Source organism: Methylobacterium symbioticum (assembly GCF_902141845.1).
GTDB lineage: Bacteria > Pseudomonadota > Alphaproteobacteria > Rhizobiales > Beijerinckiaceae > Methylobacterium > Methylobacterium symbioticum.
This window is the reverse complement of sequence record NZ_CABFPH010000002.1, coordinates 74,090-101,022: the sequence shown is the minus strand read 5'-3', so window position 1 is coordinate 101,022 and position 26,933 is coordinate 74,090. Positions and strand designations below refer to the sequence as shown.

The 26,933-nt window shown below is 67.7% G+C and carries 20 protein-coding genes; 15 read left to right on the top strand and 5 right to left on the bottom strand.

Annotated features, from left to right (window positions below):
- Positions 1 to 50: 50 nt before the first annotated feature.
- The 6 genes from MET9862_RS01325 (at position 51) to MET9862_RS01300 (ending at position 4,278) form a co-directional block, all read left to right on the top strand.
- A complete protein-coding gene (locus MET9862_RS01325; RefSeq protein ID WP_142581308.1) occupies positions 51 to 260 on the top strand; it encodes a TOBE domain-containing protein in 210 nt (69 codons plus the stop codon).
- Between the two features lie 61 nt (positions 261 to 321).
- The gene (gene tsaD / locus MET9862_RS01320) at positions 322 to 1,377 is read left to right on the top strand and encodes a tRNA (adenosine(37)-N6)-threonylcarbamoyltransferase complex transferase subunit TsaD (RefSeq protein ID WP_142581307.1); all 1,056 of its coding nucleotides are present in this window, start codon (positions 322 to 324) and stop codon (positions 1,375 to 1,377) included.
- Between the two features lie 107 nt (positions 1,378 to 1,484).
- A complete protein-coding gene (locus MET9862_RS01315; RefSeq protein ID WP_244612514.1) occupies positions 1,485 to 2,315 on the top strand; it encodes a GNAT family N-acetyltransferase in 831 nt (276 codons plus the stop codon).
- Complete coding sequence (locus MET9862_RS01310; RefSeq protein ID WP_142581306.1) at positions 2,312 to 3,307, top strand: NAD(P)H-dependent glycerol-3-phosphate dehydrogenase; 996 nt, start codon at positions 2,312 to 2,314, stop codon at positions 3,305 to 3,307. Before MET9862_RS01315 ends, MET9862_RS01310 begins: the two co-directional genes overlap by 4 nt.
- The gene (locus tag MET9862_RS01305) at positions 3,304 to 3,777 is read left to right on the top strand and encodes an opioid growth factor receptor-related protein (protein ID WP_142581305.1); all 474 of its coding nucleotides are present in this window, start codon (positions 3,304 to 3,306) and stop codon (positions 3,775 to 3,777) included. Before MET9862_RS01310 ends, MET9862_RS01305 begins: the two co-directional genes overlap by 4 nt.
- A 192-nt stretch (positions 3,778 to 3,969) precedes the next feature.
- Entirely contained in the window at positions 3,970 to 4,278 is a 309-nt protein-coding gene (locus MET9862_RS01300; protein WP_142581304.1) for a polyhydroxyalkanoic acid system family protein, read from the top strand.
- A gap of 7 nt (positions 4,279 to 4,285) precedes the next feature.
- Here the strand turns inward: MET9862_RS01300 and MET9862_RS01295 are convergent, their stop codons facing one another.
- Positions 4,286 to 5,194: a LysR family transcriptional regulator gene (locus MET9862_RS01295; RefSeq protein ID WP_142581303.1), complete on the bottom strand. Its 909-nt coding sequence runs from the start codon at positions 5,192 to 5,194 to the stop codon at positions 4,286 to 4,288.
- Between the two features lie 109 nt (positions 5,195 to 5,303).
- Between MET9862_RS01295 and kdgD the strand changes: the two genes are divergently transcribed.
- The 5 genes from kdgD to MET9862_RS01270 all read left to right on the top strand — a co-directional run bounded on the left by kdgD (position 5,304) and on the right by MET9862_RS01270 (position 12,008).
- Positions 5,304 to 6,218, top strand: a complete 915-nt coding sequence (gene kdgD / locus MET9862_RS01290) for a 5-dehydro-4-deoxyglucarate dehydratase (RefSeq protein ID WP_142581302.1) — start codon at positions 5,304 to 5,306, stop codon at positions 6,216 to 6,218.
- 111 nt (positions 6,219 to 6,329) lie between these two features.
- The gene (locus tag MET9862_RS01285; RefSeq protein WP_142581301.1) at positions 6,330 to 7,685 is read left to right on the top strand and encodes an MFS transporter; all 1,356 of its coding nucleotides are present in this window, start codon (positions 6,330 to 6,332) and stop codon (positions 7,683 to 7,685) included.
- Between the two features lie 133 nt (positions 7,686 to 7,818).
- Entirely contained in the window at positions 7,819 to 9,168 is a 1,350-nt protein-coding gene (gene gudD, locus MET9862_RS01280; RefSeq protein WP_142581300.1) for a glucarate dehydratase, read from the top strand.
- 159 nt (positions 9,169 to 9,327) lie between these two features.
- A complete protein-coding gene (locus MET9862_RS01275) occupies positions 9,328 to 10,905 on the top strand; it encodes an aldehyde dehydrogenase (NADP(+)) (RefSeq protein WP_142581299.1) in 1,578 nt (525 codons plus the stop codon).
- A gap of 11 nt (positions 10,906 to 10,916) precedes the next feature.
- Positions 10,917 to 12,008 (top strand): SMP-30/gluconolactonase/LRE family protein, encoded by a 1,092-nt coding sequence (locus MET9862_RS01270; RefSeq protein WP_142581298.1) that lies wholly within the window; start codon positions 10,917 to 10,919, stop codon positions 12,006 to 12,008.
- A 352-nt stretch (positions 12,009 to 12,360) separates the two neighbouring features.
- On the opposite strand, the gene MET9862_RS01265 is transcribed toward MET9862_RS01270, so the two are convergent.
- Both MET9862_RS01265 and MET9862_RS29110 read right to left on the bottom strand, forming a co-directional pair.
- The gene (locus MET9862_RS01265; protein ID WP_142581297.1) at positions 12,361 to 14,115 is read right to left on the bottom strand and encodes a hypothetical protein; all 1,755 of its coding nucleotides are present in this window, start codon (positions 14,113 to 14,115) and stop codon (positions 12,361 to 12,363) included.
- Complete coding sequence (locus tag MET9862_RS29110) at positions 14,115 to 14,261, bottom strand: hypothetical protein (protein ID WP_185156710.1); 147 nt, start codon at positions 14,259 to 14,261, stop codon at positions 14,115 to 14,117. The genes MET9862_RS01265 and MET9862_RS29110 overlap by 1 nt, the downstream gene beginning before the upstream one ends.
- 679 nt (positions 14,262 to 14,940) lie before the next feature.
- Here MET9862_RS29110 and MET9862_RS01260 point away from each other — a divergent pair.
- The 3 genes from MET9862_RS01260 (at position 14,941) to MET9862_RS01245 (ending at position 24,256) form a co-directional block, all read left to right on the top strand.
- A complete protein-coding gene (locus tag MET9862_RS01260) occupies positions 14,941 to 15,429 on the top strand; it encodes a DNA-binding transcriptional response regulator (protein ID WP_142581296.1) in 489 nt (162 codons plus the stop codon).
- A gap of 920 nt (positions 15,430 to 16,349) precedes the next feature.
- The gene (locus MET9862_RS01250; protein WP_244612512.1) at positions 16,350 to 22,160 is read left to right on the top strand and encodes a HAMP domain-containing protein; all 5,811 of its coding nucleotides are present in this window, start codon (positions 16,350 to 16,352) and stop codon (positions 22,158 to 22,160) included.
- A 26-nt stretch (positions 22,161 to 22,186) separates the two neighbouring features.
- Entirely contained in the window at positions 22,187 to 24,256 is a 2,070-nt protein-coding gene (locus MET9862_RS01245; protein ID WP_142581295.1) for a response regulator, read from the top strand.
- Positions 24,257 to 24,770: 514 nt separating this feature from the next.
- On the opposite strand, the gene MET9862_RS01240 is transcribed toward MET9862_RS01245, so the two are convergent.
- Positions 24,771 to 25,064, bottom strand: a complete 294-nt coding sequence (locus MET9862_RS01240) for a hypothetical protein (protein WP_142581294.1) — start codon at positions 25,062 to 25,064, stop codon at positions 24,771 to 24,773.
- 208 nt (positions 25,065 to 25,272) lie between these two features.
- On the bottom strand, positions 25,273 to 25,407 hold the full coding sequence (locus MET9862_RS30390) for a hypothetical protein (protein WP_280178944.1): 135 nt from the start codon (positions 25,405 to 25,407) through the stop codon (positions 25,273 to 25,275).
- A gap of 477 nt (positions 25,408 to 25,884) precedes the next feature.
- Between MET9862_RS30390 and MET9862_RS01235 the strand changes: the two genes are divergently transcribed.
- A complete protein-coding gene (locus tag MET9862_RS01235) occupies positions 25,885 to 26,907 on the top strand; it encodes a tyrosine-type recombinase/integrase (RefSeq protein ID WP_210248079.1) in 1,023 nt (340 codons plus the stop codon).
- Positions 26,908 to 26,933 lie beyond the last annotated feature (26 nt).

The window sequence follows — 26,933 nt, the reverse complement described above, 5'->3', positions numbered from 1 at the left end:
CGGCGCTATATCGGCGCCGATGCCAGTCCGCCGGCCCCGGGAAAGACCCGATGAAGATCAGCGCGCGCAACGTCCTCAAGGGCAAGGTCGTCTCCGTCGAGAAGGGGGCGACGACGGCCCATGTGAAGATCGAGATCGCCCCTGGCCAGGTCGTGACGGCCGCGATCACCAACGAGTCGGTCGATGCCCTCAAGCTCACCCCCGGCTCCGAGGCCTACGCCGTCGTCAAGGCGTCCGACGTGATGGTCGCGGTCGACTGATCGCGTTGCGGTCCCACGGGCGGCCCGGATACAAGGGGCGCCCGTCAGGACCGAACTCTCCATGAACATTCTCGGCATCGAGACCACCTGCGACGAGACCAGCGCCGCGATCGTCGGCGCGAACGAGGATGGCGCACCGGTCCTGCGCGCGAACGAGGTGCTGAGCCAGATCGCCGAGCACGCCGCCTATGGCGGTGTCGTGCCCGAGATCGCTGCTCGCGCCCATGTGGAGGTGCTGGACCGGCTGATCGAGCGGGCACTCGCCAAGGCCGGTATGCGGCTCGCCGACCTCGACGGCATCGCCGTCGCGGCCGGGCCCGGCCTGATCGGCGGGGTGCTGGTCGGCCTCGTCACTGCCAAGACGCTGGCCCTCGTCGGCCGCAAGCCGCTCATCGCCGTCAATCATCTCGAGGCGCACGCCCTGACGGCGCGGCTGACCGACGGGTTGAGCTTTCCCTACCTGCTGCTCCTTGCCTCGGGCGGCCACACCCAGCTCGTCGCCGTGAAGGGGGTCGGGCAATATGTGCGGCTCGGCGGCACCATCGACGACGCGATCGGCGAGGCCTTCGACAAGGTCGCGAAGCTGCTGGGCCTCGGTTATCCCGGCGGGCCGGAGGTCGAGCGCATGGCCGAGAGCGGCGATCCCGAGCGCTTCGCCCTGCCGCGCCCGATGCTGGGGCGCCGCGAGGCCGACTTCTCCCTCTCCGGACTGAAGACCGCGCTCCGCGTCGAGGCCGAGCGGATCGCGCCGCTCGCCGAACGGGACGTGGCGGATCTCTGCGCGGGCTTCCAGGCGGCGATCACGGATGTGGTGGTCGACCGTGCCCGGGTGGCGCTGCGCAGTTTCGCCGATGTCGCCGGCCACCCGACCGCCCTCGTGGCCGCCGGCGGCGTCGCGGCGAACGGCCCGATCCGCCGGGCGCTGGCCGCGCTCGCAGGGGAGGCCGGCCTCGCCTTCGTGGCGCCGCCGCTGGATCTGTGCGGCGACAACGGGGCCATGATCGCCTGGGCGGGGCTGGAACGGCTGCGCCTCGGCCTCGTGGACGACCTCACCGTGCCTGCGCGCGCGCGCTGGCCTTTCGCGGAGAGGCCCGGCGCCGCGGCGGTCACCGGGTGAGACCGCCCGGCCGCCTCGTGCTGCCACGCGGCAATTACAGCGACGCCCGTACCGAGCCCCTCCGCCCGGTCCCACCCGCCGATCCTCAGACGCGTTGGCGCGACCTCGTGGACCGGCGCCTCCCGGAGGCTGCGACGGCGCGTCCGGACTGGCCGGTGCGCCTGAACCACGGCTTCGCGCGCATCCTCCTCGACAACGCCTGCGGCGGCTCATGGCGCGACAGCGTCCGGCCACCAGCCTGGGCGAACATGCCGCCCGAACGCCTCGCCGCGGCGATCGAGCTCGGCGAGGCCGTGATCGACGGGCGCGCGGACCTCGCGCTGCTCGACCGGCGCTCGATGCTGTGGCGAGGCAGGCGCAGCGCACCGTCGGCCCCCGACGCGCTTGCCTGCGGCGGCCTGCAGCTCCGGCGCTGGCAGCGCGGCGACGATGCGGCTTTCGCCGCCCTCAATGCGGACCCGGAGGTGATGGCGCATTTCCCGGCACTGCGCAGCCGCTCCGAAAGCCTCACCGAGGCCCGCGCGCTCGACCGGCGCTTCGATGCCGACGGGTTCGGTCCCTGGGCCGTGGCGGAAGGCGGGCGCTTCGTCGGGTTTGTCGGCGGGATGCGCATCATGCGGCCGATGCCCTTTGCCGGCGGCGAACGGCCGGGCGATTGCGTTGAGATCGGCTGGCGCCTCGCCCGCGACGCCTGGGGGCGCGGCATCGCGACCCGCGCCGCGCGGGCGAGCCTCGCGGACCTGTTCGGCCGTTGCGGGATCCCCGCCGTGGTGGCCTATACGGCGCTCGGCAACGCGGCCTCGCGCCGGGTGATGGAGCGGCTCGGCATGGCGCCGGGCGGGACCTTCGCGCATCCGGGCCTGCCACCCGACCATCCCTTGAGCGTCCACGTCCTCTACCGGCTGGATGCATTCGAATGTCCGGGAGGATCCGCATGAGCGAGACCGAAACCGTCGCAGTCGTAGGCGGCGGCTCCTGGGGCACCGCCCTGGCCAATGCGGTGGCCGCGCGCCACGCCGTGACCCTCTGGCTGCGCGACGGCGCGGCTGCCTCGACGATCGAGGCGAGCCGCGAGAATGCCCGCTACCTCCCGGGCGTGCCGCTCCACGAACGGATCCGGGCGACGGCCGATCCGGCGGCTTTGCGGGATGCGGCGGCCGTCCTTCTCGTCACGCCGGCCCAAACCGCCCGCGCGGTAATCGGACAGCTCGGGCCTGACCTGCCGACGGGGGCGCCAATCGTGCTCTGCGCCAAGGGCATCGAGCGCGGCACGGATGCCTTCATGAGCGATGTCGCCGCCGAGATCCTGCCCGCCGCCACGCCGGTCGCCGTCCTGTCCGGCCCGAGCTTCGCGGCGGACGTCGCCCGCAACCTGCCGACCGCAGTGACGCTCGCCGCCGCCGATGCCGAGCGCGCGGCCGCTCTCGCGCGGCTCCTCTCCGGGCCGACGCTCCGCCTCTACCACACCGACGATGTGCGCGGCGTCGAGATCGGCGGGGCGGGCAAGAACGTGCTCGCCATCGCCTCGGGGATCGTCGCCGGCCGCGGCCTCGGCGAGAGCGCCCGCGCCGCCTTGATCGCCCGTGCCTTCGCCGAGCTGATGCGCTTCGCCCGCAGCTATGGTGGCCGGCCGGAGACGCTGATGGGCCTGTCCGGGCTCGGCGACCTCGTGCTGACCGCCTCCTCGTCGCAATCGCGCAACTTCGCCTTCGGAGAGCGGCTCGGGGCCGGCGCCTCGCCGGAGGAGGCCTCCGGCGGCAAACTCGCCGAGGGCGCCTTCACCGCCGCGGCCCTGGTGGCCCTCGCCCGGGCCCGCGATGTGGAGATGCCGATCGCCGAGGCGGTGGCGGCCATCGTCTCCGGCGCGGCACGGGTCGAGGAGATGGCGGCACGGCTGCTCGCCCGCCCGCTCAAGGGAGAGACCGAGTGAGCGGGCGCATCCACGCCTTCCTCGCGGGCACGGGCCGCGATGGGGCCGGGCGGCGCCTTGCCGACGTGCTCGCCTTCGACGACATCCGCATCGAGGGCGTCCACGACTTCATCCAATGGTGCTTCCCCCTGCGGGAGGCGAGCCGCGCCGTGCCGGGGGCGCCCGTCCTGACGGCCGCCGAGGCGGAGGCGATCCGCATAGACCCCGCCGCGCGGGAGGGACTTGTCGCGTCCCGCGACCGGATGCGCCGCTTCTACGCGGAGACCGATTTCTGGCTCTGCCCGCACGACCACAACCACCTGCGCATCACGCGCATCCTCACCGCGCTTCGGGACCTGCTCGGCGACGGCTCGGCCGAGGCGTTCCACGCCTTCGTCACGGCGCGCAACGCGGCGGCCGGGGGCCCGATCAATCCGGGCAGTCTCCATTTCTGGGCGAGGGCGCTCGGGCGGGACGGCGGCACAGGCTAGAGCGCTCTCCGTCGAGGTGGATGACGGTTCGGCGCGAGAGCGCGCGTCGAAACAATGACTTGGAGCCGTTCCCGGTGGCAATGCGATCGGGAAAGGCACTCACGGCCGGCCGAGCCGCTTACGTCAGGTTAAGCATCCCCGCGCAGGGTCCGAGCTTCGGGATGCTGTCCGGATCGCGTGCGAGGGAGGCCGATGGCCAAGCAGATCGTCATCACCGTGCCGCACAGCCTTGGGACCGAGGAAGTGCGCAGCCGGCTCGACCGGCACACGGATTGGGCGAAGCGTCGCCTGGAGAAGGACAATATCGCGATCATCATCGACGATTGGCAGGGCAATGCGCGCGGCTTCGCGGCCCGCGCCCTCGGGCAGAGCGTCAGTGGCACCCTCGACATCGCCGAGGATACGCTGCGCCTCACGGCTGCCCTGCCGCTGACGCTCGGCCTGTTCTCGCCCGTGCTGGAGGCCGCGGCCCGGCACTACGCGAGCGAACTCCTGGCCTGAACGCCGATCACCCGGGCGCCTCGCTGCCGTCGAGGACGACCGCGCGCACCGCGGGCAGGCAGGGATTGGCGCTGTCGCGCCGCCAGGCGAGCAGAAGCTCAGGCCGGGCCGTCGCCGGAAGCGGGATCGGGCGGAGCGCGACCTCGGCCATGCGGATGCCGCGCGCGCCCTCGGGGACCAGGGCGATGCCGAGGCCGGCCCCGACCAAAGCCAGCATGGCATGGACCTGATTCACCCGCTGCACGATCCGTGGCCGCACGCCCCCGGATTCGAATAACGCCTCGAGGAGATCGATGAAGTAGCGCCCGCCGCGGGGCGACCAGGTCACGAAGGCCTCCCCGTCGAGATCCTGCAGGGTCGGGGCCCGCGCGCTTGCCAGGGCGTGCCCTCGCGGCACGGCGAGCAACAGGCGCTCGCGGGTGAGCGAGGCGCTCGCGATCAGGGTGTCCTCGTCGAATAGCCGCGCGGCCGGCCGCAACAGGGCGAGATCGATCCGGTTGCTGTCGAGGGCATGGATCTGCTCGTCGGAGACCATCTCCTCCAGAACGAGGTCGATCTCGGGCAGCTTCGAGCGCACCTGCGACACGAGGCGGGGCAGCGAGCGATAGGCCGAAGCCGCCGTGAAGCCGAGGCGCAGCAACCCGCTCTCCCCGCGCGCCGCCCGCCGCGTGATCCGCGCCGCGCTCTCGGCGGCGGCGATCACCCGGTAAGCTTCCGCCAGGAAGGTGCGCCCTGCCGGCGTCAGCCGCACGGCCCGGGTAGAGCGCTCGAGCAGCGTCACACCGAGGTGCTGTTCCAGCATCTGGATCTGCCGGGAGAGGGGCGACTGGGTCAGGTTCAGCCGCGCGGCGGCACGGCCGAAATGCATCTCCTCGGCGACGGCGATGAAACTGCGGGCATGGCCGAGTTCGAACATTGATGCAGGATCAGGGATAATCCAGCCAAAATCAACGTTGGACGCATTTAAGGGGCGGTCCTATCCCGGATGCAACGCCGAACGGGCGCACAATCAGGGAGTGAGACAGATGCCGAGGATGACCCCCGTCGAGATGGTCCGCACGCTGGGTTCCGGCCTGCTGTCCTTCCCGGTCACGCACTTCAACGACGACTTCAGCTTCAACGAGACCGCTTACCGGGACAACCTCAACCGTCTGGCCGACTACAAGGTCTCCGGTCTGTTCGCCGCTGGCGGAACCGGCGAGTTCTTCTCGCTGACCCCCACCGAGATCGACCGCGTGGTGCGCGCCTGCGTCGAGGAGACCCGCGGCCGCGTGCCTGTGATCGCCCCGACCGGCCAGGGCACGGCGCTCGCCATCGAGCTCGCCAAGGCCGCCGAGGCCGCGGGGGCCGACGGCCTGCTGTTGCTGCCGCCCTACCTCGTCGGCTCGGAGCAGGCCGGCCTCGCCGCCCATGTCGAGGCGGTGTGCAAAGCGACCTCCCTCGGCGTCATCGTCTACAACCGCGCCAACGCGCAGCTCAACGAGACCACGCTGGCCGGCCTCTGCGCGCGCAACCCGAACCTCGTCGGCTTCAAGGATGGCGTCGGCGACGTCGAGCTGATGACCCGGATCTATGCCGGCCTGGGCGACCGCCTCACCTATGTCGGCGGCCTGCCGACCGCCGAGACCTTCGCCCTGCCGTATCTCGAGATGGGCGTCACCACCTACTCGTCGGCGATCTTCAACTTCCTGCCCGAATGGGCGCTGTCCTTCTATGACTCGGTCCGCGGCCGCGACCGGGACGCCGTCTACAAGGAACTGCGCGACTTCGTGTTGCCCTACATCGCGATCCGCAACCGCAAGCGCGGCTACGCGGTCTCGATCGTCAAGGCCGGCATGACCGCCGTCGGCCGCCATGCGGGCCCCGTCCGCTCGCCGCTCACCGATTTCGATGCCGGCGAACTCGCCGAGCTCAAGGCCCTGATCGGCAACCGCCGCTGAGGCGGCCCCGCGAACCAAGCCCCATCCGAGAACGACGAGCCCGCCGATCCAACGGCGGCACGATCCGCCGCCCGGACTCAACCGGACGGCCCTCACCCAGGGAGAACGTCCATGAGTGCCACCTCGAGCGGCACGACGAGCCCCACGCTCGTCGGTGCCGAGGCGGCGCGCCGCACGCGCGTCCGCCTCCTGATCGTGCTGATGCTGTTCGCCGCCACCACGATCAACTACGCCGACCGCGCCACCATCTCCATCGCCGGGCCGGACATGGCCAAGGAGCTCGGTCTCACGCCGGTGCAGATGGGCTACGTCTTCTCGGCCTTCGCCTGGTCCTACGTGCTGGCCCAGATCCCTGGTGGCTGGCTGCTCGACCGCTACGGCGTCAAATGGGTCTATGCGGCGGCGATCGCGCTCTGGTCCGGCTTCACTCTGGTCCAGGGCGCCGTCGGATTCTTCACGGGCATGACCGCCGTGGTGATGCTGTTCGGCCTACGTCTCGCCGTCGGCCTCACCGAGGCGCCGGTCTTCCCGGCCAATGCCCGCATCGTCGCCGCGTGGTTCCCCACGCGCGAGCGCGGCATGGCCTCGGCCTTCTTCAACTCGGCGCAGTATTTCGCGACCGTGCTGTTCACGCCGCTGATGGCCTGGATCGTTCACAATTTCGGCTGGCACCATGTCTTCACCAGCATGGGTATCCTCGGCATCGCTTTCGCCCTGCTCTGGCTGCAGGTGATCGACAGCCCGAAGAATCACCCCATGATGAACAAGGGCGAGCGCGAGTACATCGAGGCCGGCGGCGCGCTGCTCGACATGGACGGGCAGGGCACCAAGAAGCAGGCCAATGCCGGCAAGACCCTGCGCGAGCTGCTCTCCAACCGGATGCTGCTCGGCATCTATATCGGCCAGTACTGCATCACCGTGCTGACCTACTTCTTCCTGACCTGGTTCCCGGTCTACCTCGTCAAGGAGCGCGGCCTGTCGATCCTGCAGGCGGGCTTCGCGGCGGTGCTGCCGGCTCTGTGCGGCTTCATCGGCGGCATCCTCGGTGGCGTCATCTCGGACATGCTGCTGCGCCGCGGCTACTCGCTCACCGCGGCCCGCAAGATCCCGATCGTGGGCGGCATGCTGCTCTCGATGAGCATCATCGGCTGCAACTACGTGCAGGCGGATGGCCTCGTGGTCGGCCTGATGGCGCTCGCCTTCTTCGGCAAGGGCATCGGTGCGCTCGGCTGGGCGGTGGTCTCCGACACCTCGCCGCGGGAGAGCGGCGGCCTGTCCGGCGGCCTGTTCAACACCTTCGGCAACACCGCCGGCATCACCACTCCTATCGCCATCGGCTACATCGTGCAGACGACGGGCTCGTTCAACGGCGCCCTGGTCTTCGTGGGCCTGAACGCCCTGGTGGCCTGCTTCTGCTACCTCGTGGTGGTCGGCGAGATCCGCCGCGTCGAGCTGAAGAGCGTCTGACGCCTCCGCGCCCGGGCCGGCCTCTGCGGCTGGCCCATCCCGTTCCACCATTCTTGCCCGAGATCCTACCCCGCGAGCCCGGCCGAGCCCGGCCGCGCGGCCCTTTCCCAGACCGATCGCAGGAGGACACGCCATGTCGCTCGACCCCCGTCACGCCGCGCGCAACACCCCGACCGTGACCGAGATGAAGGTCGTGCCGGTCGCCGGCCACGACAGCATGCTCATGAACCTCTCGGGCGCGCACGGCCCCTTCTTCACCCGCAACCTCGTGGTGCTCACCGATTCCACCGGCACCACCGGCCTCGGCGAGGTCCCGGGCGGCGAGGGCATCCGCAAGACGCTGGAAGATGCGCGCGACCTCGTGGTCGGCCAGCCGCTCGGCGCCTGGAACGCGGTGCTCAACACCATGCGCACCCGATTCGCCGACCGCGATTCCGGCGGGCGCGGCCTGCAGACCTTCGATCTGCGCATCACCATCCACGCGGTCACCGCGGTCGAATCCGCCTTTCTCGACCTGCTCGGCCAGTTCCTCGACGTGCCGGTGGCGGCTCTCCTCGGCGAGGGCCAGCAGCGCGACGCCGTCGAGATGCTGGGCTACCTGTTCTACGTGGGCGACCGCCGCAAGACCGATCTCGGCTATCGCGAGCCGAAAGCCCGCGACGGCTGGTTCCGGCTCCGCGATGAGGAGGCGCTGACGCCGGAGACCGTGGCCCGCCTCGCGGAGGCGGCCTACGAGCAATACGGTTTCAACGACTTCAAGCTGAAGGGCGGCGTACTGCACGGCGAGGAGGAGATCGCCGCCGTCACCGCGATCCACGAGCGTTTCCCCAAGGCGCGCGTCACCCTCGATCCGAACGGCGCCTGGTCGCTCGCCGAGGCAATCCGCCTCTGCAAGGGGCGGGGTGACGTGCTCGCCTATGCCGAGGATCCGTGTGGGGCGGAGAACGGCTTCTCGGGCCGCGAGATCATGGCCGAGTTCCGCCGCGCCACCGGCCTACCCACCGCCACCAACATGATCGCCACCGACTGGCGCCAGATGAACCACGCGATCCAGCTCGGCGCCGTCGACATCCCGCTCGCCGACCCGCATTTCTGGACGCTCGCCGGCTCGGTCCGCGTGGCCCAGCTCTGCCGCGACCACGGCCTGACCTGGGGCTCGCACTCGAACAACCATTTCGACGTGTCGCTTGCCATGTTCACCCACGTGGCCGCCGCCGCCCCAGGCACCGTCACGGCCATCGACACGCACTGGATCTGGCAGGACGGCGAGCGCCTGACGAAGGAGCCGCTGGCGATCCGCGGCGGCCTCGTGCGGGTGCCGGAGCGGCCGGGCCTCGGCATCGAGCTCGACTGGTCGGCGGTCGAGGAGGCGCACGCCCTCTACCGCGACCACGGCCTCGGCGCCCGCGACGACGCGCAGGCGATGCAGTTCCTGATCCCCGGCTGGACCTTCGACAACAAGAAGCCCTGCCTGGTGCGTTGAGACCGCGAATCCGGGACCAGCCGCACGGCCGGCCCCGGGTTTTGATCCGATGACGATGTGTGGCGGTTCGGAATCGGCAGCGTCTTCGGCCAAGACCCGAGCACCGCTCTGACGGGCCAAGACCCTGACCCTGGCGACGAATCGAATGGGAGCCACAGCATGACCTTGAGCAGCGACAACCTGATCGGCGGCGCGCGCGTAACGGGCGCCGGCACGCCCTGGCACGCGGTCGCGGCCACAAGCGGCGCTGCAATAGAGCCGGCCTTCGTCTCTGCCACGGCCGAGCAGGCCAAGCGGGCCTGCCAGCTCGCCGAGGAGGCCTTCGACGCCTACCGCGAGACGGCGCTGACTGCCCGTGCCGAGTTCCTGGAGGCGATCGCCCGCAACATCCTCGATCTCGGCGACGATCTCGTCACGCGCTGCATGGAGGAGACCGGCCTGCCGCGCCCCCGCATCGAGGGCGAGCGCGGCCGCACCGTCGGCCAGCTCCGGATGTTCGCCGACGTCGTCCGCCGCGGCAGCTTCCTCGGCGCGCGGATCGACCCGGCCCAGCCCGAGCGCAAGCCCCTGCCGCGGCCGGACCTGCGCCTGCGCCAAGTCGCGGTCGGTCCCGTCGTGGTGTTCGGCGCCTCGAACTTCCCGCTCGCCTTCTCGGTGGCCGGCGGCGACACGGCCTCGGCGCTCGCCGCCGGCTGCCCGGTGATCGTGAAGGCCCATCCCGCTCATCCCGGCACCTCAGCGCTGGTCGGCGGCGCCATCCAGCGCGCGGTCGCGGAATGCGGCCTGCCGGCCGGCGTGTTCGCCCTGCTGTTCGACGACGGAATCGCCATAGGCCAGCAGCTCGCCGCCGATCCACGCGTGGCGGCCATCGGCTTCACCGGCTCGCGCCGCGGCGGAACCGCCCTGATGCGCACCGCTGCCGAGCGTGCGGTGCCGATCTCGGTCTATGCCGAGATGAGCAGCATCAACCCGGTCGTCCTATTCCCGGCGGCGCTCGCCAGCAGGGGCGCCGAGATCGGGCGCGCTTTCATCGCTTCGCTGACCCTCGGCTCGGGCCAGTTCTGCACCAATCCAGGTCTGGTGCTCGCGGTCGACGGCCCTGGCCTCGACGCCTTCCTCGCTGCCGCCGCGGAAGCGCTGCCGGGCGTTGCCGCCGCGACCATGCTGACGCCCGGCATCCACAAGGCCTATTGCGTCGGTGTCGCCGCGCTCGAGGCCAACCCCGCCGTCACCCGTGTTGCGCAGGGCCAGCCCGGCAGCGCCCACCAGGGCCAGCCGGCCCTGTTCGCCACCACCGGCGCGGCGTTCCTCTCGGACAACCGCCTCGCGGACGAAGTGTTCGGCGCCGCCTCCCTCGTGGTGCGCTGCGCCGATGCGGCGGAGCTGCACGCCGTGCTCGCAGCGCTCGAGGGGCAGCTCACGGCCGCGCTCCACATGGACGAGGCCGACCACGGGCAAGCCCGCGCCCTGCTCCCGCTCCTCGAGCGCAGGGTCGGCCGGATCCTGGTGAACGGCTTCGGCACGGGCGTCGAGGTCGGCCATGCCATGGTCCATGGCGGCCCCTATCCCGCCACCTCGGACGGGCGCACCACTTCGGTCGGCAGCCTCGCCATCGACCGCTTCCTGCGTCCGGTCAGCTACCAGGACCTGCCCGACGCGCTCCTGCCGGCGGCCCTCGTGGAGGCGAACCCGCTCGGCGTGCCCCGCAGCGTCGACGGCGGGCCGGCCGGCGTCTGAGGAGGTGCGCGATGAACCCGACGCGGCGCCATCTGATCGCCGGGGCCGGGGCGAGCCTCATCGCCCCCGCTCTGCCAGGCCGGGCCGAGGCGCAGGCCTTCCCCTTCCGCCCGAACCAGCGCTACCCCGATCCGGCTGTGCAGATCCTCGATCCGAGCTTCGCCCGGTATCGGATCTACAGCAGCACTCTGGAACAGGTCGCCACCGGCATGCGCTGGGCGGAAGGGCCGGTCTATTTCCCTGAAGGCGGCTATCTGCTCTGCAGCGACGTGCCGAACAACCGCATCATGAAGTATGACGAACGGGACGGCAGCTTTACCGTTTTCCGCGCGCCCGCGAATTTCGCCAACGGCAACACCCGCGACCGCCAGGGCCGGCTGATCACCTGCGAGCACTCGGTGACCCGCCGCGTGACACGCACCGAAGGCGACGGCGCAATCACGGTGCTGGCCGACGGGTTCGAGGGCAAACGCCTGAACGCGCCGAACGACGTGGTGGTGCGCTCCGACGGCTCGATCTGGTTCACCGATCCGCTCTTCGGCATCAACGGCGAATGGGAAGGCGACCGCGCCAAGCCCGAGCAGGGCACGACGCATGTGTTCCGGATCGCGCCTGACGGCACGCTGGCGGCGGTAATCAGCGACATCGTCAACCCGAACGGCCTCGCCTTCTCGCCGGACGAGTCGAAGCTCTACGTGGTCGAGTGGAAGGGCACGCCGAACCGCAGCATCTGGAGCTACCCGGTCCGGCCCGATGGCAGTGTCGGCACGCGCACCAAGCTCGTCGACGCCACCGACCAAGGTGCTCTCGACGGCTTCCGGGTCGACCGCGACGGCAATCTCTGGTGCGGCTGGGGCAGCAACGGCGCGCTCCGCGAGGAGCCGGAGACCATCGACGGCCGCGCGGTTTATCCGCTCAAGGGCCGGCCGGAAGACCTCGACGGGGTGAAGGTGTTCAATCCCGAGGGTAAGGCCATTGGCTTCATTCGCCTGCCGGAGCGCTGCGCCAACCTCGCCTTCGGCGGTCCGAAACGGAACCGGCTCTACATGGCGAGTTCTCACTCGCTCTACGCGCTCTTCGTGGAGGCGCATGGCGCCGTCTGAGGCCGGCTCCGGGCCACCCGTTCTGGCGCAGTCAGGCCCGAGTGTTCTCCACAGAGTCGCGCGCGCTGCCTTGGAGACAGCCAAGTTTCGCCATGATCCGTTCGCACGGTGATACAGTCCGCGTGTGCGGACGCACTGTCATAAAGGCGGCGCTAACCAATCCTGCAGGAAGCTCGAATCAGAGAAGACGGCACGCATCAGCTGCAGAGCGACCTGTACGGGGCTTCGGAGGCCACCATGACCGTCACCGTCCTCGACCCGATCACCGGACAATACGTAGTGATTCAGGTCCCGGGGCCCCGTCCTCGGTAATCGCAGGCGCAGTGGAGCCGCGGCCGAAGCCGCGGCTGGATCACAACTCGTTCCAGTATCCGGCGAACCACTTGAACCGGGCGGTGGCCGAGGTGGCGTAGGTGGTCACGTCCCGGCTCTTGGTCATGAACCCGCCCGCGCCGCCGGCGACGCCGGACTGATTGATGTCCCGGATCGTCCCGCTGTCCTGGAACTGGATCACCCGCTCCTCGCCGAGATAGCCGGGGCTCAGCATCCGATCGATGGTTCCGCGCTTGTAGCAGAAGTACATCGGCTTGCCGTAGGGCACCGAGATCGTCGCCGCGGCGACGAAGTAGTTCGACGGGCCCTGGCCTCCGCGGGCGATGATGTCGCGGATGCTGTTCGTCCCGTCGCCGTACAGGCCCGGGATCACCTCGCCGCGGATGTTGTAGTAGTCCGCGCTGCGGATGATGAAGCCCTTGTTGTTCGAGGTCTCCTCGTTGCGGATCAGGTTCAGCGTCGCGTTGCCCGACACGCGCTCGATCTTCGTGCCGACCGCCGTGGACTGGATGCCGACCACGGCGCCGGACTTCGCCTCGCCGGAGACGGGATAGTCCGCCACCTCGAGATCCTGGATCGTGCTGTACTGGCCGCCGTCGAGCACGGCGTCCGCCCCGGTGCCCGAGATGCCGATCTGCAGCCCTTTGACGATGGTGTTGAGGCTGTCCTCGCCGATGCGGATCGCCGGCAGGCCGTAGGACGAGATCCAGGCGCCCGAGCCGCCGACCTGGCTCGACACGACGGCATCCATGCGCACGACGCCGGCGCCGCTGATCGTGGCCTCGGCATTCGGGTTGACGACGAGGTTCAGGCCGTTGTTGTTGCGGTTGTCCTTCGTGCCCTTGAAGTAGATCAGGTAGCCCTTGTAGCGTGCCGCCTTGATGTTGTAGATCCACTGCGCCGAGAAGTTGTCCTCGAAGTACAGCACCCCGTCATTGGCCGGGTCGCTCGAAACGCCGTTGACGTTGGTCGCGTACCAATAGTCGAAGGTGTTATCGACCACCGGGCCGCCGACCGCGCCGCCCCCGGCCGTGCCGCCCCTGGCGTAGACGGCCCGCTCGCGCACGTCATCGACCGTGACGTCGCGCGACATCCCCCGCCCGACCGAGACGAGTTCCAGGCCGCGCCAGACCTTGTTCTCGCCGTAGATGCGGATGGCGTTGAAGTCCCAGTAGAAGACGTTCTGCAGCTTGAGCACCGCCCCGGAGGAGGCCGCGGCGTCGCGCGCCAGGGAGCAGTTCTCCACCCCGAAGCCGTAGGACATGGTCGAGGTGTTGCCGACGATGCCGTGATAGGCGTCGCTGCCGTAGAGCTTGAGCACGACGTTCCGGCGCGCGTCGCAGTGGAGGTAGAGCCCGGCATTGGGCAGCTTGAAGCTGCGCTTGAGCGGGTACTCCGCTTGCGTGCCGGGGAAGCGGACATCCATCACGCCCTTGGCCGCCGCCCGCTCGATGGCGGGGGCGTAGTCGCCGTTATCGGTCGGATCGACGAAGTCCTGGATGGTCGGCAGCTCGCCGAGCTTCACCGCCAGCGAACGCTGGACCCCGCGCAGGGTGACGTTCGAGCCCGACGCGTCCCCGGTGATCGCGTCCGGGGTCAGGATGAGCCGGCCGTTCTGGCGCTTGCCGAGCTTCAGCCCGCCGAACACCACGTCGCCCGCGTTCGGGCCGGCGTCGAGGATGCGCCCCTGCGGCAGGACCTGGTCGGCGCGGGCGGGCGCCGCCGGGCCGAGGGCGGCGAGGGCGAGGGCCATGACGAGGCGGAGGCGGCGCATCAGCAGACAGTCCACAGGTCGGAGCCGTTGGAGTGGAAGGTGAACTTCGACGGCGCGGTCATGGTGACGGAGGCGGCCTTCGTCCCGAAGCCGATGATCTGGTCCGAACCCGAGGCCGAGATCGTCAGCGTCAGGTCGAAGGACACCGCGTCCGTCCCGTGCCGGTGCGGTACATCAGCAGTTCCCTCATACTTCCGACAAGAACGATCAGCGGTGGTGGTCGCGTGGTTGGAACCCAACGCTGGTACCCGCCGCCAGGGTTGCTCATGATACCGCGCGGGCCCTTGGTATGGTCAGCTTTGGAGCTCTCGATAAGGCAGATGCCTACGACTGGGTGGAGCGGCTTCAAAAACTCCCCCTTCCGAGCGGCAATGCATATGAGCGGGTGTTGTCAGCCAGGTTGCAAACGAGGCTGAATGCTCGTTTGATAGCCCATCATCGAAGGGTTGTCGGCGCCGATGCAACAAAGTGCTCAGAAATTCAACAGCAGCGAAAATTGGGCTTGGCTGCTCCCGTGAGGTCATGTTTAGCGAGAAAAGACTTTTCAAATTGCTGAGCTAGCCGCCTGAAATCTGCTCAGCTGGCGTCCGATGCTTTGCCCGCGAGCGGGTGCAATTTGGGTCAGGACAGGAGGCTGGGCGAGCAGGGAACCGGTTGCACGTTGGTGCAATTGACGGTTGCAATTGCATTCGATTTAGGCAGCCCGTGCTCATTGGCTCGACAGGACTTTGGTCCTCGAATCTATCGAGCGGGTACATCCCCCTGTCGGGAAGCCCCGAATTCCGCGTTCTGGCAACTGTAAGTTTCAGATCAAGAGAAGCCCCGGTGACCGCTGATCGTAGACAGATAGCCATCCTCATTGCGGAGACGGACGTACTCATCCGTATGGTCACAGCCGACATGCTGGCGGATGTGGGCTTCCAGACCATCGAGGTCCGCACGGCCGCTGAGGCAGTAAAAGTGCTTGAAGGATCAGCTCTCGTGCGCATGCTGATCATCGGGCGGAACGTTGTGGGCGACGGTATCGCCTTGGCCCACTTCGTTGACCACCGTTGGCCAACAGTCGGTATCATCGTCACCTCTGGAGGTCAGGTGGATCCCGAGCGCGAGCTTCCATCGCGCGCACGCCTTCTCAGGAAACCATATGACTTCGCGGACCTCATCCGTGAGGTAGAAGCTGGCCTTGAGCCGGTGAGCGACGAATCTTCAGCAGCGCCAGTCTTGCCGAGCGGCGCACCGCCTCACACGGGCGTAGACTTGAGCAACGGAGTTGGAGCGGTCGCGGCTGCCACAACGCAGCCGGACAAGACCTAATGGCTGTCTTGCCACATTCCGCCTTTCAAACCGAGCTGATCTTGAACGATAGCCCGTTGATGACCGCTATCGAGAAGACTGGGCAATGTCCGGAATGCTGAAATCGGGTCGGAGACGGAACGTCCACCTGCGGGCGTGCCGGCGGAGCGCGCCTTCCGCCCTGCGCTGGCTCGTTCGTTTGGGGGCGAGCGTCAGATCTGAGCCACTAGCTTCCGGCAGCCTGCCGCTTCGCGTTCCCGTAGGCCGTCTTCAGCGAGTGATGCTGCCCGCACAGGCACTGCCCGTTCGCCGGGCCGAGGGCCAGGCCGCCGTCCTTTCGCTCCATGATGTGGTCGGCAAACATGCGGCGTCGCGGCGCGGCCTTGCTGCAGCCGCCCGGCCACTGGCGGCGGCCTTCGGCCCGGGCGATGACCGCAGCGCGCCAGGCGTGATGCTCCGGGGTCAGGTAGTGCGGATCGGCCGCCTTCGGCGGCGGCTTGGCCCGCCGGGGATCGAGCGTGGCGAGGCGCGGCTTGACTCAGCCCGAGGCGGCCTATCAGGCGGGCGTGACGGCGAGCATGGCAGGAGCATGACACGGTGCCGGGGTGAACCTCAGCATCGGCCGACAGTGAAGCGCCCCCTCGGTTACCCTCACGTAGTCTGCGTTCGGTCCAGGAACCATCACCGCGATCGGGGTGGATCAACCTGCGAGGATCGGGGAAAGCGGGCACAGCGTAGCAGGGCGACGCCGATGCTTCGAGATGGTATTCCGCTACTACCCTCGGTTGAGCTTGCGCCTCGCGAGACGTGCCCGTACGAGCGTCGGTTGCCGCCTCTCAGCGGGCCAACGATCAGCCTCACGCCGCGTCAGCCAATGACACTGTGCCGACAGCTGAGTTGCTCGCAGACAGGCGGACCTTCCCGTCCGCAGGTGTGTCCACATGACGCCAGTGTCCTCCCAGCTCGAACCGAAGCTTCTGCTCAAGAGCCTTCGGGCATTTCGCAGAGGGGACTTCTCCGTCCGCTTGCCGCTTGACCTGACCGGAATCGATGGTGAGATCGCCGAGGCCTTCAACGACATCGCCGAGCTAAATCAGGGGCTTGCCAAGGAGCTTGACCGCGTGGCGCGCGCCGTCGGCAAGGACGGCCGGATCGGCGAGCGCGGCAAGCTTCCCGCGGCAACTGGCGGTTGGGTCGAGTGCGTGGACTCGGTCAACTCGATGATCGGAGACCTGGTGCAGCCGACCACCGAGGTTGCCCGGGTCATCGGCGCCGTCGCCAAGGGCGATCTCGGCCAGACCATGCAGATTGAGATCGAGGGCCGTCCGCTCCGGGGCGAGTTCCTGCGGATCGGCAAGGTCGTGAACACGATGGTGGATCAGCTCAACTCTTTCGCCTCCGAGGTGACGCGTGTCGCCCGGGAGGTGGGGTCGGAGGGCAAGCTCGGCGGTCAGGCCCAGGTTAAAGGCGTGGGCGGGACCTGGAAGGATCTCACCGACAACGTGAACCTAATGGCGGCCAACCTCACCGGTCAGGTGCGCAACATCGCCGAGGTCACGACGGCGGTCGCCAACGGCGATCTCTCCAAGAAGATCACCGTCGACGTCAAGGGCGAAATCCTAGACCTGAAATCCACCTTTAATACGATGGTCGACCAACTGAACTCCTTCGCCTCCGAGGTGACCCGCGTCGCCAAGGAGGTGGGCACGGAGGGCAAGCTCGGGGGGCAGGCCCAGGTAAAGGGTGTTGGTGGCGTCTGGAAGGACCTCACCGACAACGTGAACATGATGGCCGAGAACCTCACCGGTCAGGTGCGCAACATCGCCGAGGTCACGACGGCGGTGGCGCGCGGCGATCTCTCGAAGAAGATCACCGTCGACGTGAAGGGCGAGATCCTCGCCCTCAAGCTCACAATCAACACGATGGTCGACCAGCTGAACTCCTTCGCCTCCGAGGTGACGCGCGTCGCCCGCGAGGTCGGCACGGAAGGCAAGCTCGGCGGCCAGGCCCAGGTAGAGGGCGTCGGCGGGACCTGGAAGGACCTGACCGACAACGTGAACATGATGGCGGCCAACCTCACCGGTCAGGTCCGCAACATTGCGGACGTGACGACCGCGGTGGCCAACGGCGATCTCTCGAAGAAGATCACCGTCGACGTGAAGGGCGAGATCCTGGAGCTGAAGAACACCATCAACACCATGGTGGATCAGCTCAACTCCTTCGCCTCTGAAGTCACGCGCGTCGCCCGCGAGGTGGGTTCGGAAGGCAAGCTCGGCGGCCAGGCCCAGGTAAAGGGCGTGGCAGGGACCTGGGCGGACCTCACCGACAACGTGAATCTCATGGCCGAGAACCTCACCGGTCAGGTGCGCAACATCGCGGACGTGACGACCGCGGTGGCCAACGGCGATTTGTCGAAGAAGATCACCGTCGACGTGAAGGGCGAGATCCTGGAGCTGAAGAACACCATCAACACCATGGTAGATCAGCTCAACTCCTTCGCCTCCGAGGTGACCCGCGTCGCCAAGGAGGTCGGGTCGGAGGGTAAGCTCGGCGGTCAGGCTCGTGTCGAGGGGGTGGCCGGAACCTGGGCAGACCTGACCAACAACGTGAATCTCATGGCCGAGAACCTCACCGGTCAGGTGCGCAACATCGCGGACGTGACGACCGCGGTGGCCAACGGCGACCTGTCAAAGAAGATCACCGTCGACGTGCGCGGCGAGATTCTGGAGCTGAAGTCCACCATCAACACCATGGTAGATCAGCTCAACTCCTTCGCCTCCGAGGTGACCCGCGTCGCCCGCGAGGTTGGCACGGAAGGCAAGCTCGGCGGCCAGGCCGAGGTGAAGGGTGTCGGCGGCGTCTGGAAGGGCCTCACCGACAACGTGAACATGATGGCGGCCAACCTCACCGGTCAAGTGCGCAACATCGCCGAGGTGACCACAGCGGTGGCCAACGGCGACCTATCGAAGAAGATCACGGTCGCGGTCGAGGGCGAGATCCTGGAACTAAAATCCACCATCAACACCATGGTGGACCAGCTCAACTCCTTCGCGTCGGAGGTGACACGCGTCGCCCGCGAGGTCGGCATCGAGGGCAAGCTCGGTGGCCAAGCCCAGGTACGCGGGGTCGGCGGGACCTGGAAGGACCTCACCGACAACGTGAACATGATGGCGGCCAACCTCACCGGTCAGGTCCGCAACATCGCCGAGGTCACCACAGCGGTGGCCAACGGCGACCTGTCGAAGAAGATCACCGTCGACGTGCGCGGCGAGATTCTGGAGCTGAAGTCCACCATCAACACCATGGTAGATCAGCTCAACTCCTTCGCCTCCGAGGTGACGCGCGTCGCCCGCGAGGTCGGCACGGAAGGCAAGCTCGGCGGCCAGGCCCAGGTGAAGGGCGTCGGCGGGACCTGGAAAGATCTTACCGACAACGTGAACATGATGGCGGCCAACCTCACCGGTCAGGTGCGGGGCATCGCCAGCGTCGTGACGGCGGTGGCGCAGGGCGATCTCAAGCGTAAGCTCTCGGTCGACGCCAAGGGCGAGATCGCCGCGCTCGCCAACACCGTCAACGAGATGATCGAAACGCTCGCGACTTTCGCCGATCAGGTGACGAACGTCGCTCGCGAGGTGGGCGTCGAGGGCAAGCTCGGCGGCCAGGCGCGGGTGCCGGGCGCGGCCGGCCTCTGGCGCGACCTGACCGACAACGTGAACCAGCTGGCCGCAAACCTCACGACCCAGGTTCGCGCCATCGCGGAGGTCGCGACCGCCGTGACTAAGGGCGACCTCGCGCGCTCGATTGCGGTCGAGGCCTCGGGCGAGGTCGCGGCGCTGAAGGACACCATCAACGAGATGATCCGCAATCTGCGGGACACGACGCTGAAGAACGCCGAACAGGACTGGCTGAAGACCAACCTCGCCAAGTTCACCCGCATGCTGCAGGGCGAGCGCGACCTCGCCACCGTCTCGAACATGATCCTGTCCGAGATCGCTCCACTGGTGAGCGCCCAGCGCGGCGTGTTCTACATGGTCGAGGACGATGCGGGCGAGCCGGTGCTCGACCTCGTAGCGAGCTACGCCTTCACCGAGCGCAAGAACCTCTCGAACCGCTATCGGATGCGGCAGGGTCTCGTCGGGCAATGCGCCTATGAAAAGAAGCGCATCTTGCTCACCAACGTGCCGGGCGACTACGTCACCATCGGCTCGGCGCTCGGCGAGGCGGCGCCACTCAACATCATCGTGCTGCCGGTCCTTTTCGAGCAGGAGGTGCGCGCGGTCATCGAGCTCGCCTCGTTCAACCGGTTCAGCGAGACGCACCAATCCTTCCTCGACCAGCTCACCGAGTCGATCGGCATCGTGCTCAACACGATCGCGGCGAACATGCGCACCGAGGGGCTCCTCAAGCAGTCCCAGTTGCTCACGGGCGAGCTGCAGAGCCGCCAGGAGGAACTGAAGAAGACCAACGACCGGCTGGAGCTTCAGGCCGCCTCGCTCCAGCAATCCGAGGACCTGCTCAAGAACCAGCGCGAGCGCCTGCAGCAGACCAATGAGGAGCTGGAGGAGAAGGCGCGCCTGCTGGAGATCCAGAAGCGAGAAGTCGAGGGCAAGAACCGCGAGGTCTCCGTCGCCAAGACGGCGCTGGAGGAGAAGGCCGAGCAGCTGACCCTGACCTCGCGCTACAAATCCCAGTTCCTTGCCAATATGAGCCACGAGCTGCGCACGCCGCTCAATAGCCTGCTGATCCTCTCAAAACTCCTCTCCGAGAACCGGGACGGCAACCTCACGGACAAGCAGCGGGAATTCGCCAAGACGATCAACGCGGCCGGAACGGACCTCCTGTCGCTAATCAACGACATCCTCGATCTTTCGAAGATCGAGTCCGGCACCGTGTCGCTCGAGATCGGCGACGTCGCGCTGCAGGACCTCGTGGAGAACCTCAACAGGACCTTCCGGCAGCTCGCCGAGGAGCGGCATCTCGCCTTCGAGATCGCGGTCGAGCCGGGTTTGCCGCGATCGGTGCGAACCGATTCGAAGCGTCTGCAGCAGGTCCTGCGTAACCTGCTCTCCAACGCCTTCAAGTTCACCGAGACGGGTAGCGTCTCCCTCAAGATCGGCTCGGCCGAGGGCACACCGCTGCGAGCGGGAAGCCAGTGGATGGCCCTGTCGGTCACCGACACTGGGATCGGCATCGCCGAGGACAAGCAGCGCATCATCTTCGAGGCGTTCCAACAGGCCGACGGGACCACGAGCCGCAAGTACGGCGGCACGGGCCTCGGCCTCGCGATCAGCCGGGAGATAGCGCGCCTTCTGGGCGGCGAGATCGTAGTGGAGAGCCGCGTCGGCGCGGGCAGCACCTTCACGCTGTTCCTGCCCTTCGTGCCGCCGGCGAATACCGGCGCGGGTCGGGCTCCGGAGATGCCGGAGTGGAGCGGAACATCCGCGGTGATCGGACGCCAGCCGAGCGGAGCGATGGCGCTCTCCGCCTCAGCGGACGACCGCCATGCCATCCATACGGGCGACTACATCGTGCTAATCGTCGAGGACGACGCAATGTTCGCCTCGGTCCTCCTGGAGCTCGCGCGCGAGCGCGGGTTCAAAGGCCTCATCGCGCAGGATGGTGCCGGAGCGCTGAGCCTCGCCCACCGGTTCAAGCCGCACGCCATCACCCTCGACATCGGGCTACCAGACATGGACGGCTGGGCGCTCCTCGACCTCCTCAAGAACGATCCGCGCACTCGGCACATCCCGATCCACGTCATTTCCGTCAACGACGAGAAGAAGCGCGGACTGCGCGCGGGCGCGTTCGGGTTCCTCGAGAAGCCGGTCGAGCGCGAAGGCCTATTGCGGGCCCTGGAGCGCTCGAGGGAGTTCATTACACGACCGGTGCGAAACCTCCTGCTCGTCGAGGATGACGAGAACCAGCGCGCCAGCATGTCGGCGCTCCTGAGCGAGGAGGACGTGAAGATCTTCGCGGTCGGCACCGCCTCGGCGGCCCTCGAAGCCCTGACCGGCGGGCGGTTCGACTGCGCGATCGTCGATCTCGGTCTGCCCGATCTCGGCGGTTCCGAGCTGATCGAGCGGATCCGTGCCTCGCAGGACGGGGAGGAGCTGCCGATCATCGTCTACACAGGCCGCGAGCTGACCGGTGCCGAGGAACAGCACCTCAGGCAGACCGCATCGACCATCATCCTGAAGGACACGCGCTCGTCCGAGCGGCTCCTCGACGAGACCGCGCTCTTCCTGCACCGAGCCATCAGCCGCGTCCCCGTCGATGATCAGATCCTGATCGAGCGCACGGACCCAGCATGCCTACAGGGATGCCGGGTCATCCTCGTAGACGACGACCTCCGCAACATCTTCTCGCTGACGAGCGCGCTGGAGCAGCACGGACTCGAGGTGCTGTTCGCAGAGAACGGCCGGGACGGCATCGCGCTCCTCGAAGCGAACCCGATCATCGATGCGATGTTGATCGATATCATGATGCCGGGGATGGACGGCTACGAGATGATCCGGGAGATCCGGGCCAGGACCGCCTTCCGGAGCCTGCCGCTCATCGCGGTCACCGCGAAGGCGATGAAGGGCGACCGCGAGAAATGCCTTGAGGCCGGTGCCTCCGATTACGTCTCGAAGCCGATTGACATGGACCAGTTGCTGGCCGTGCTCCGGGTCCAGCTGGAGCGGCGCAGCGGGACAGGGAACGGCGCAGCGGTCAGGGAGGGTGCGCACGAATCGGCGCGCACGGCACAGTGATCGGGCGACCGGAGGCATCCCCTTCAATGGGCGCGAACGCTGGAGACGGGTCGGAGGCCGCGTTCCCGGAGCTGCCTCCGGTCAGGGCGAAGATCCTGATCGTCGACGATGACCGGCGCAATCTGCTCGCCGCCTCCGAGATCCTCGCCGACCCGGCGCTCGATCTCGTCCTGGCGGCCTCGCCGGAGGAGGCTCTGCGCCGGACGCTGCGGGAGGACTTCGCTCTCATCCTGCTCGACGTCCAGATGCCGCGCATCGACGGCTACGAGGTCGCCGCTATGATCCGCAGCCGCTCGCGCAGCTCCCGCGTTCCGATCCTGTTCCTGACGGCGCACAACAAGGACGACATGCACGTCTTCCGCGGCTACTCCGCGGGAGCGGTCGACTATGTCTTCAAACCCATCCAGCCCCTCGTCCTCAAGTCGAAAGTTGAGGTTTTCGTCGATCTTTACCGGAAGACCGAGGAGATCAAGCACAAGGCGGCGGCCGAGAAGCGGCTCCTGCTTGAAAACCTGCGCGTGCGCGGCGAGAAGCTGGAGGCCGAGCAGGCCCTTCGCAGGCGCGAGGAGCACCAAGCCGCGGTGCTGCGCAGTCTGCCGATCGCGCTCTACACCGCCCCGCTCGGCGAGGAAAACCGACGGCTTCACTTCACGAATGACAGCATCGAACGTATCACCGGCTTCTCGCGCGAAGCTTTCGCGACCGCGAATCTCTGGGAATCCCGCCTCGATCCCGATGACACCGACCGCGTGTTCGCGGAGCTACGCAGCGTATCGGAAGTGGGTGCGGTGGCGCTGGAATATCGCTGGCGCAACGCCGACGGGGCGGATCGGCACATCCTCGATCAGGTTGTGGTGCGCCGCGGCGAGGGTGACACGGCCGCCGAACTCTTAGGAATGTGGTTCGATGTCACCGAGCGGAAGGAGCTCGAACTCAGCCTGCAGCACGCCTCGAAGCTCGAAGCGGTCGGCCGCCTGACCGGCGGCATCGCGCACGACTTCAACAACATGCTGAGCATCGTGATCGGCAACCTCGACCTCGTGAAAGGATCACTGCAGAGCGATGAAAGGGTCCTCCGCCGTCTCGAGAGCGCCATCGAGGGGGCGCATCGCTGCGCCGAACTCACCAGCCGTCTACTGGCTTTCTCCCGGCGTTCTCCCCTGCAGCCCAGGGCCCTGGAGTTCACCTCCTTCATGCCGGGTCTGGTCAAGCTGCTCGAGCGTACGCTCGGCGAGCGGATCACGATTTCCACGGACTTGGCGGAGGAACTGCCGGACGTCTGCGTCGATCACGCTCAGTTCGAGGCTGCGATCATCAACCTCGCCGTCAATGCGCGGGACGCGATGCCGAACGGAGGCAGGCTGGACATCCGCATACAGCGCCGCGCCCCCCCTGAACAGGACGGCCGTGAGGGCACTCGCTTCGTAGAGATCTCGATCGTTGACACCGGCAGGGGCATGTCGCCCGCTGTCCTCGCTCGAGTGTTCGAGCCTTTCTTCACGACGAAAGAGGTTGGCAAAGGCACCGGCCTCGGCCTCAGCATGGTCTACGGCTTCGTGCAGCAGAGCGGGGGCATCATCACGGTCGACAGCAGCCCCGGCCAGGGCACCCGCTTCGTCATCAGCTTGCCCGCGCTCGCCAAGCAGGGCTCTGCCTCGGAGACGGTCGACCAAGCTGCGAGAGTTGAAACGACGGGTGCCGTGGACGGTGCAGGCCGTGCCGTTCTCGTCGTCGAGGACGATGCCGACGTCCGCTATACCGTCACCTCTACCTTCGAGTCGCTCGCCTTCAAAGTCCTCAGCGCGCATGATGGTAGCGAGGCCATGCGCATACTTGAGAAAGAGCCGAACGTCGCCCTCGTCTTCAGCGACGTGAACATGCCGGGCGCGATGACTGGTATCGAATTGGGGCACACCATTCGCCAGAAATGGCCGCAGATACCAATTCTGCTGGCTTCCGGATACCTACAGGAAAATCAGGATACAAATGGTTTCGAGTTGCTACAGAAGCCCTACCGCGCGACGGACCTGATCGAGATGTTAGGCGTATTGCTGAACGACCCTGAGCAGAGTAGTGACGGTCATGACGCGGATTGACCTGCCAAGGCTGTCAGCCAGCGTAAAGATTCCTTGCGGCCTATGAGCAGCCTCAATCGCAGTCTTTGGACGGGCCGTGCGCAGGCTTCTCGCTCACGGCCGGAAGAGATAAATGTCCACAGCCGCAAGCGCGTCGTGGAGCTCCGAAGCTAGGCAAGTCGGCGATCCTGTGCGAAAAACAGCTCTTCTGGGCGCCGCGGCCACGAATGCTGGTCCCGATGGCTGTCTCCAGCCATAGTCAAACGTGAATGAGACCGCTTCCTCTCGGAGGTGACCTGGCATTGCATCTGCTTGATTACAGGCGGGACTTCAGGTCCGGCTGTGGAACAGCGCAAAGGAGATCAACAAGCGCGTTCGGGTTGGTGAGACCTCTTCGGCGCTATGTCTGCTCCAGAATTTGAAGCGGACCTCCCGAGGCGGGCGGTGGAACATCCGCAATGGGTCAGGACATGGCGAAAGCGCAATCCCGGCAGTGCCGCGTGATAGCGGACCCACCACGTAACGTCATGCCAAGCTAGCTGACGTTTGCCACCTTGTCCGCCACTCGTAATGCACCGCTCACCGGCGCCTCGGTTGGCGTCACAGGCCGCTGTGGCACGGTGAAGCCCCACAGTTCGGCGAGCCCACCAAGTCCGCGGCGCAGCCTGTCGAGCGCCACTGCCGCCGCGGCCATGCGGTTGCCGAAGCCCACCGCGCCGCCGGCCTCCCAGAGCCCCTGCTTGAGAATGACGATGGCCCGCACAACCTGCCATGCGTCGGGGTCCAGGGCCCATTCCGCAGCCCGCAGCGCACGCTGGTTGCGCTCCATCGTCTCGGTAATCGGCGGCGCGTCGCCCGGTCGCTCGGCCCGGTCCGGCTCAGGTCGTTCGCGGGAAAGCCCGACAGACCCGCGAGGTAGTGGTGGTGGCGCAGCTTCTGCCCGGCCTCGAACAGCTCGCCGTTGCGTCGGCCCTGCACCGGGTCGAGCTGCCCGCGGGCGTGCAGCCGATCGGGCTGAAGCACTTGGGCCCGATGATCTAGACGTGGCCCGTCCCGAGCTGCATCGCGACCGGGTATCCCGCCGGCATCAGGCGTTTGGGTGTCGGATCCATGTCCCGGCTCAGCGTCTGCGTCGGGATCTCGGACAGTACCCGCACAGTGGCGAGCGTCACGGATGGTGTCTTGCGCCGGCGTGCCACGGTCCCGTCCCCCTCGGCCTGTGATCGCGTTTCACTCTGAACCAGATCGGCAACCTGCTTCGGGTCTCGCTGTGGTTGTGCACGTGCCAAGAGAGGACCGCAGGCAGGCGCGCTCTCCGCTCCTCTCGTCGCCACCAAGCCCGTCGACGATGATGTCGATGGCCCAGGTGATGAGGTTGAGGGCGGAGCGGCGCTTCCAGCCGCGGCGGGGGCAGGGATCGCTGAAGCCTTCGCCCTCGGTCTGCGCTCAGATCCAATCGAACAGGTAGCGCTGCGCCTCGGCAGTCCTCGGATCTGCCGGCGCAGGAACAACCCCGGCCAGTCGAGGGCGCTTCGAGCGGACGAGGCCTCCAGCGTCCTGTCGGCGCCGCGCCGAGGGCGCCGTCCGGCCGACCAGGCCGCCATCATCCCAAGCTTGACCCGCTTGTGGGTCCTGACCGGCTTCGCATCGTGGCTGCCGACGACACGGTTGGGCAGGAGGAGGCCCGCTTTCAGACTTCACGGACGCTGTATCAGCCGGTCGGACCGGCGTTTCCCGGAGCGCTTCGCCCTGGCGGACGATCTGGGAACAACGAGTTCCCTCTCACGCCGGCACGCCTGCCGGGGCAAGGCGCTCGCGAATCACCAGCCCTCGGCGCGCTGGCTGTCGAAGCGGACGGGCGTCGGCATCGGCCAGCTGAGGCGGCGGTGGTGTTCGGCCCAGGCGTCCCATTTGGGGGAGCCCTCGCGGACGAAGACCTTGGCCGGGCGCGCCTCGGAGGCCAATCCCGCCGCGCCGGCGGGAACTCGGCCGCACTGACGGAGACCAATCCGGCGCGCGACGTGCCTTATCTCCAGGGGTGCACCGACGGCTTCCACACCTGGAGCCTGGACGAGGTTACGCAGTTCATCGCCCGGCACCCGCCCGGAACCAAGGGCTACCTTGCCCTCGCCCTGCTGCTGTTCACCGGCTGCCGGCGCTCCGACGTGGTCGCCCTCGGGCGTCAGCATATCCCGGCCGGCTGGCTCCGCTACACGCAACACACGAATCGGAACCGCGCCCCGGTCACGCTCGACCTGCAGGTCCTGCCGGTCCTGCAGGCGGCGATTGACACGATGCCCGCGCGCCCGGCTGTCCACGAGACGGAGCTTGCCTTCCTGATCAGGCAGTTCGGTCGGCCGTTCACGGCCAATGGGTTCGGCAACTGGTTCCGGAAACGGTGCGAAGAGGCCGGGCTCATCGACTGCGACGCGCATGCCTTGCGGAAGGCCGGGGCGACCCTCGCCGCCGAGAGCGGCGCGACGGAGTTGCAGCTGATGGCAATCTACGGCTGGCGCAATCCAAAGCAGGCTGCGGTCTACACCCGGAAGGCGCGGCAGACGATCCTCGCCGGCGGCGCCTTGCACCTGATCCGGCTTGATCCGGTGGGGATCGTAGCGTGTCCCACTTCAACGGAGATACCGTCCGGTGGGACAAATTCGGTTTTTAAATGATTGGAAAGTATGGAGCCTAGAAAGGC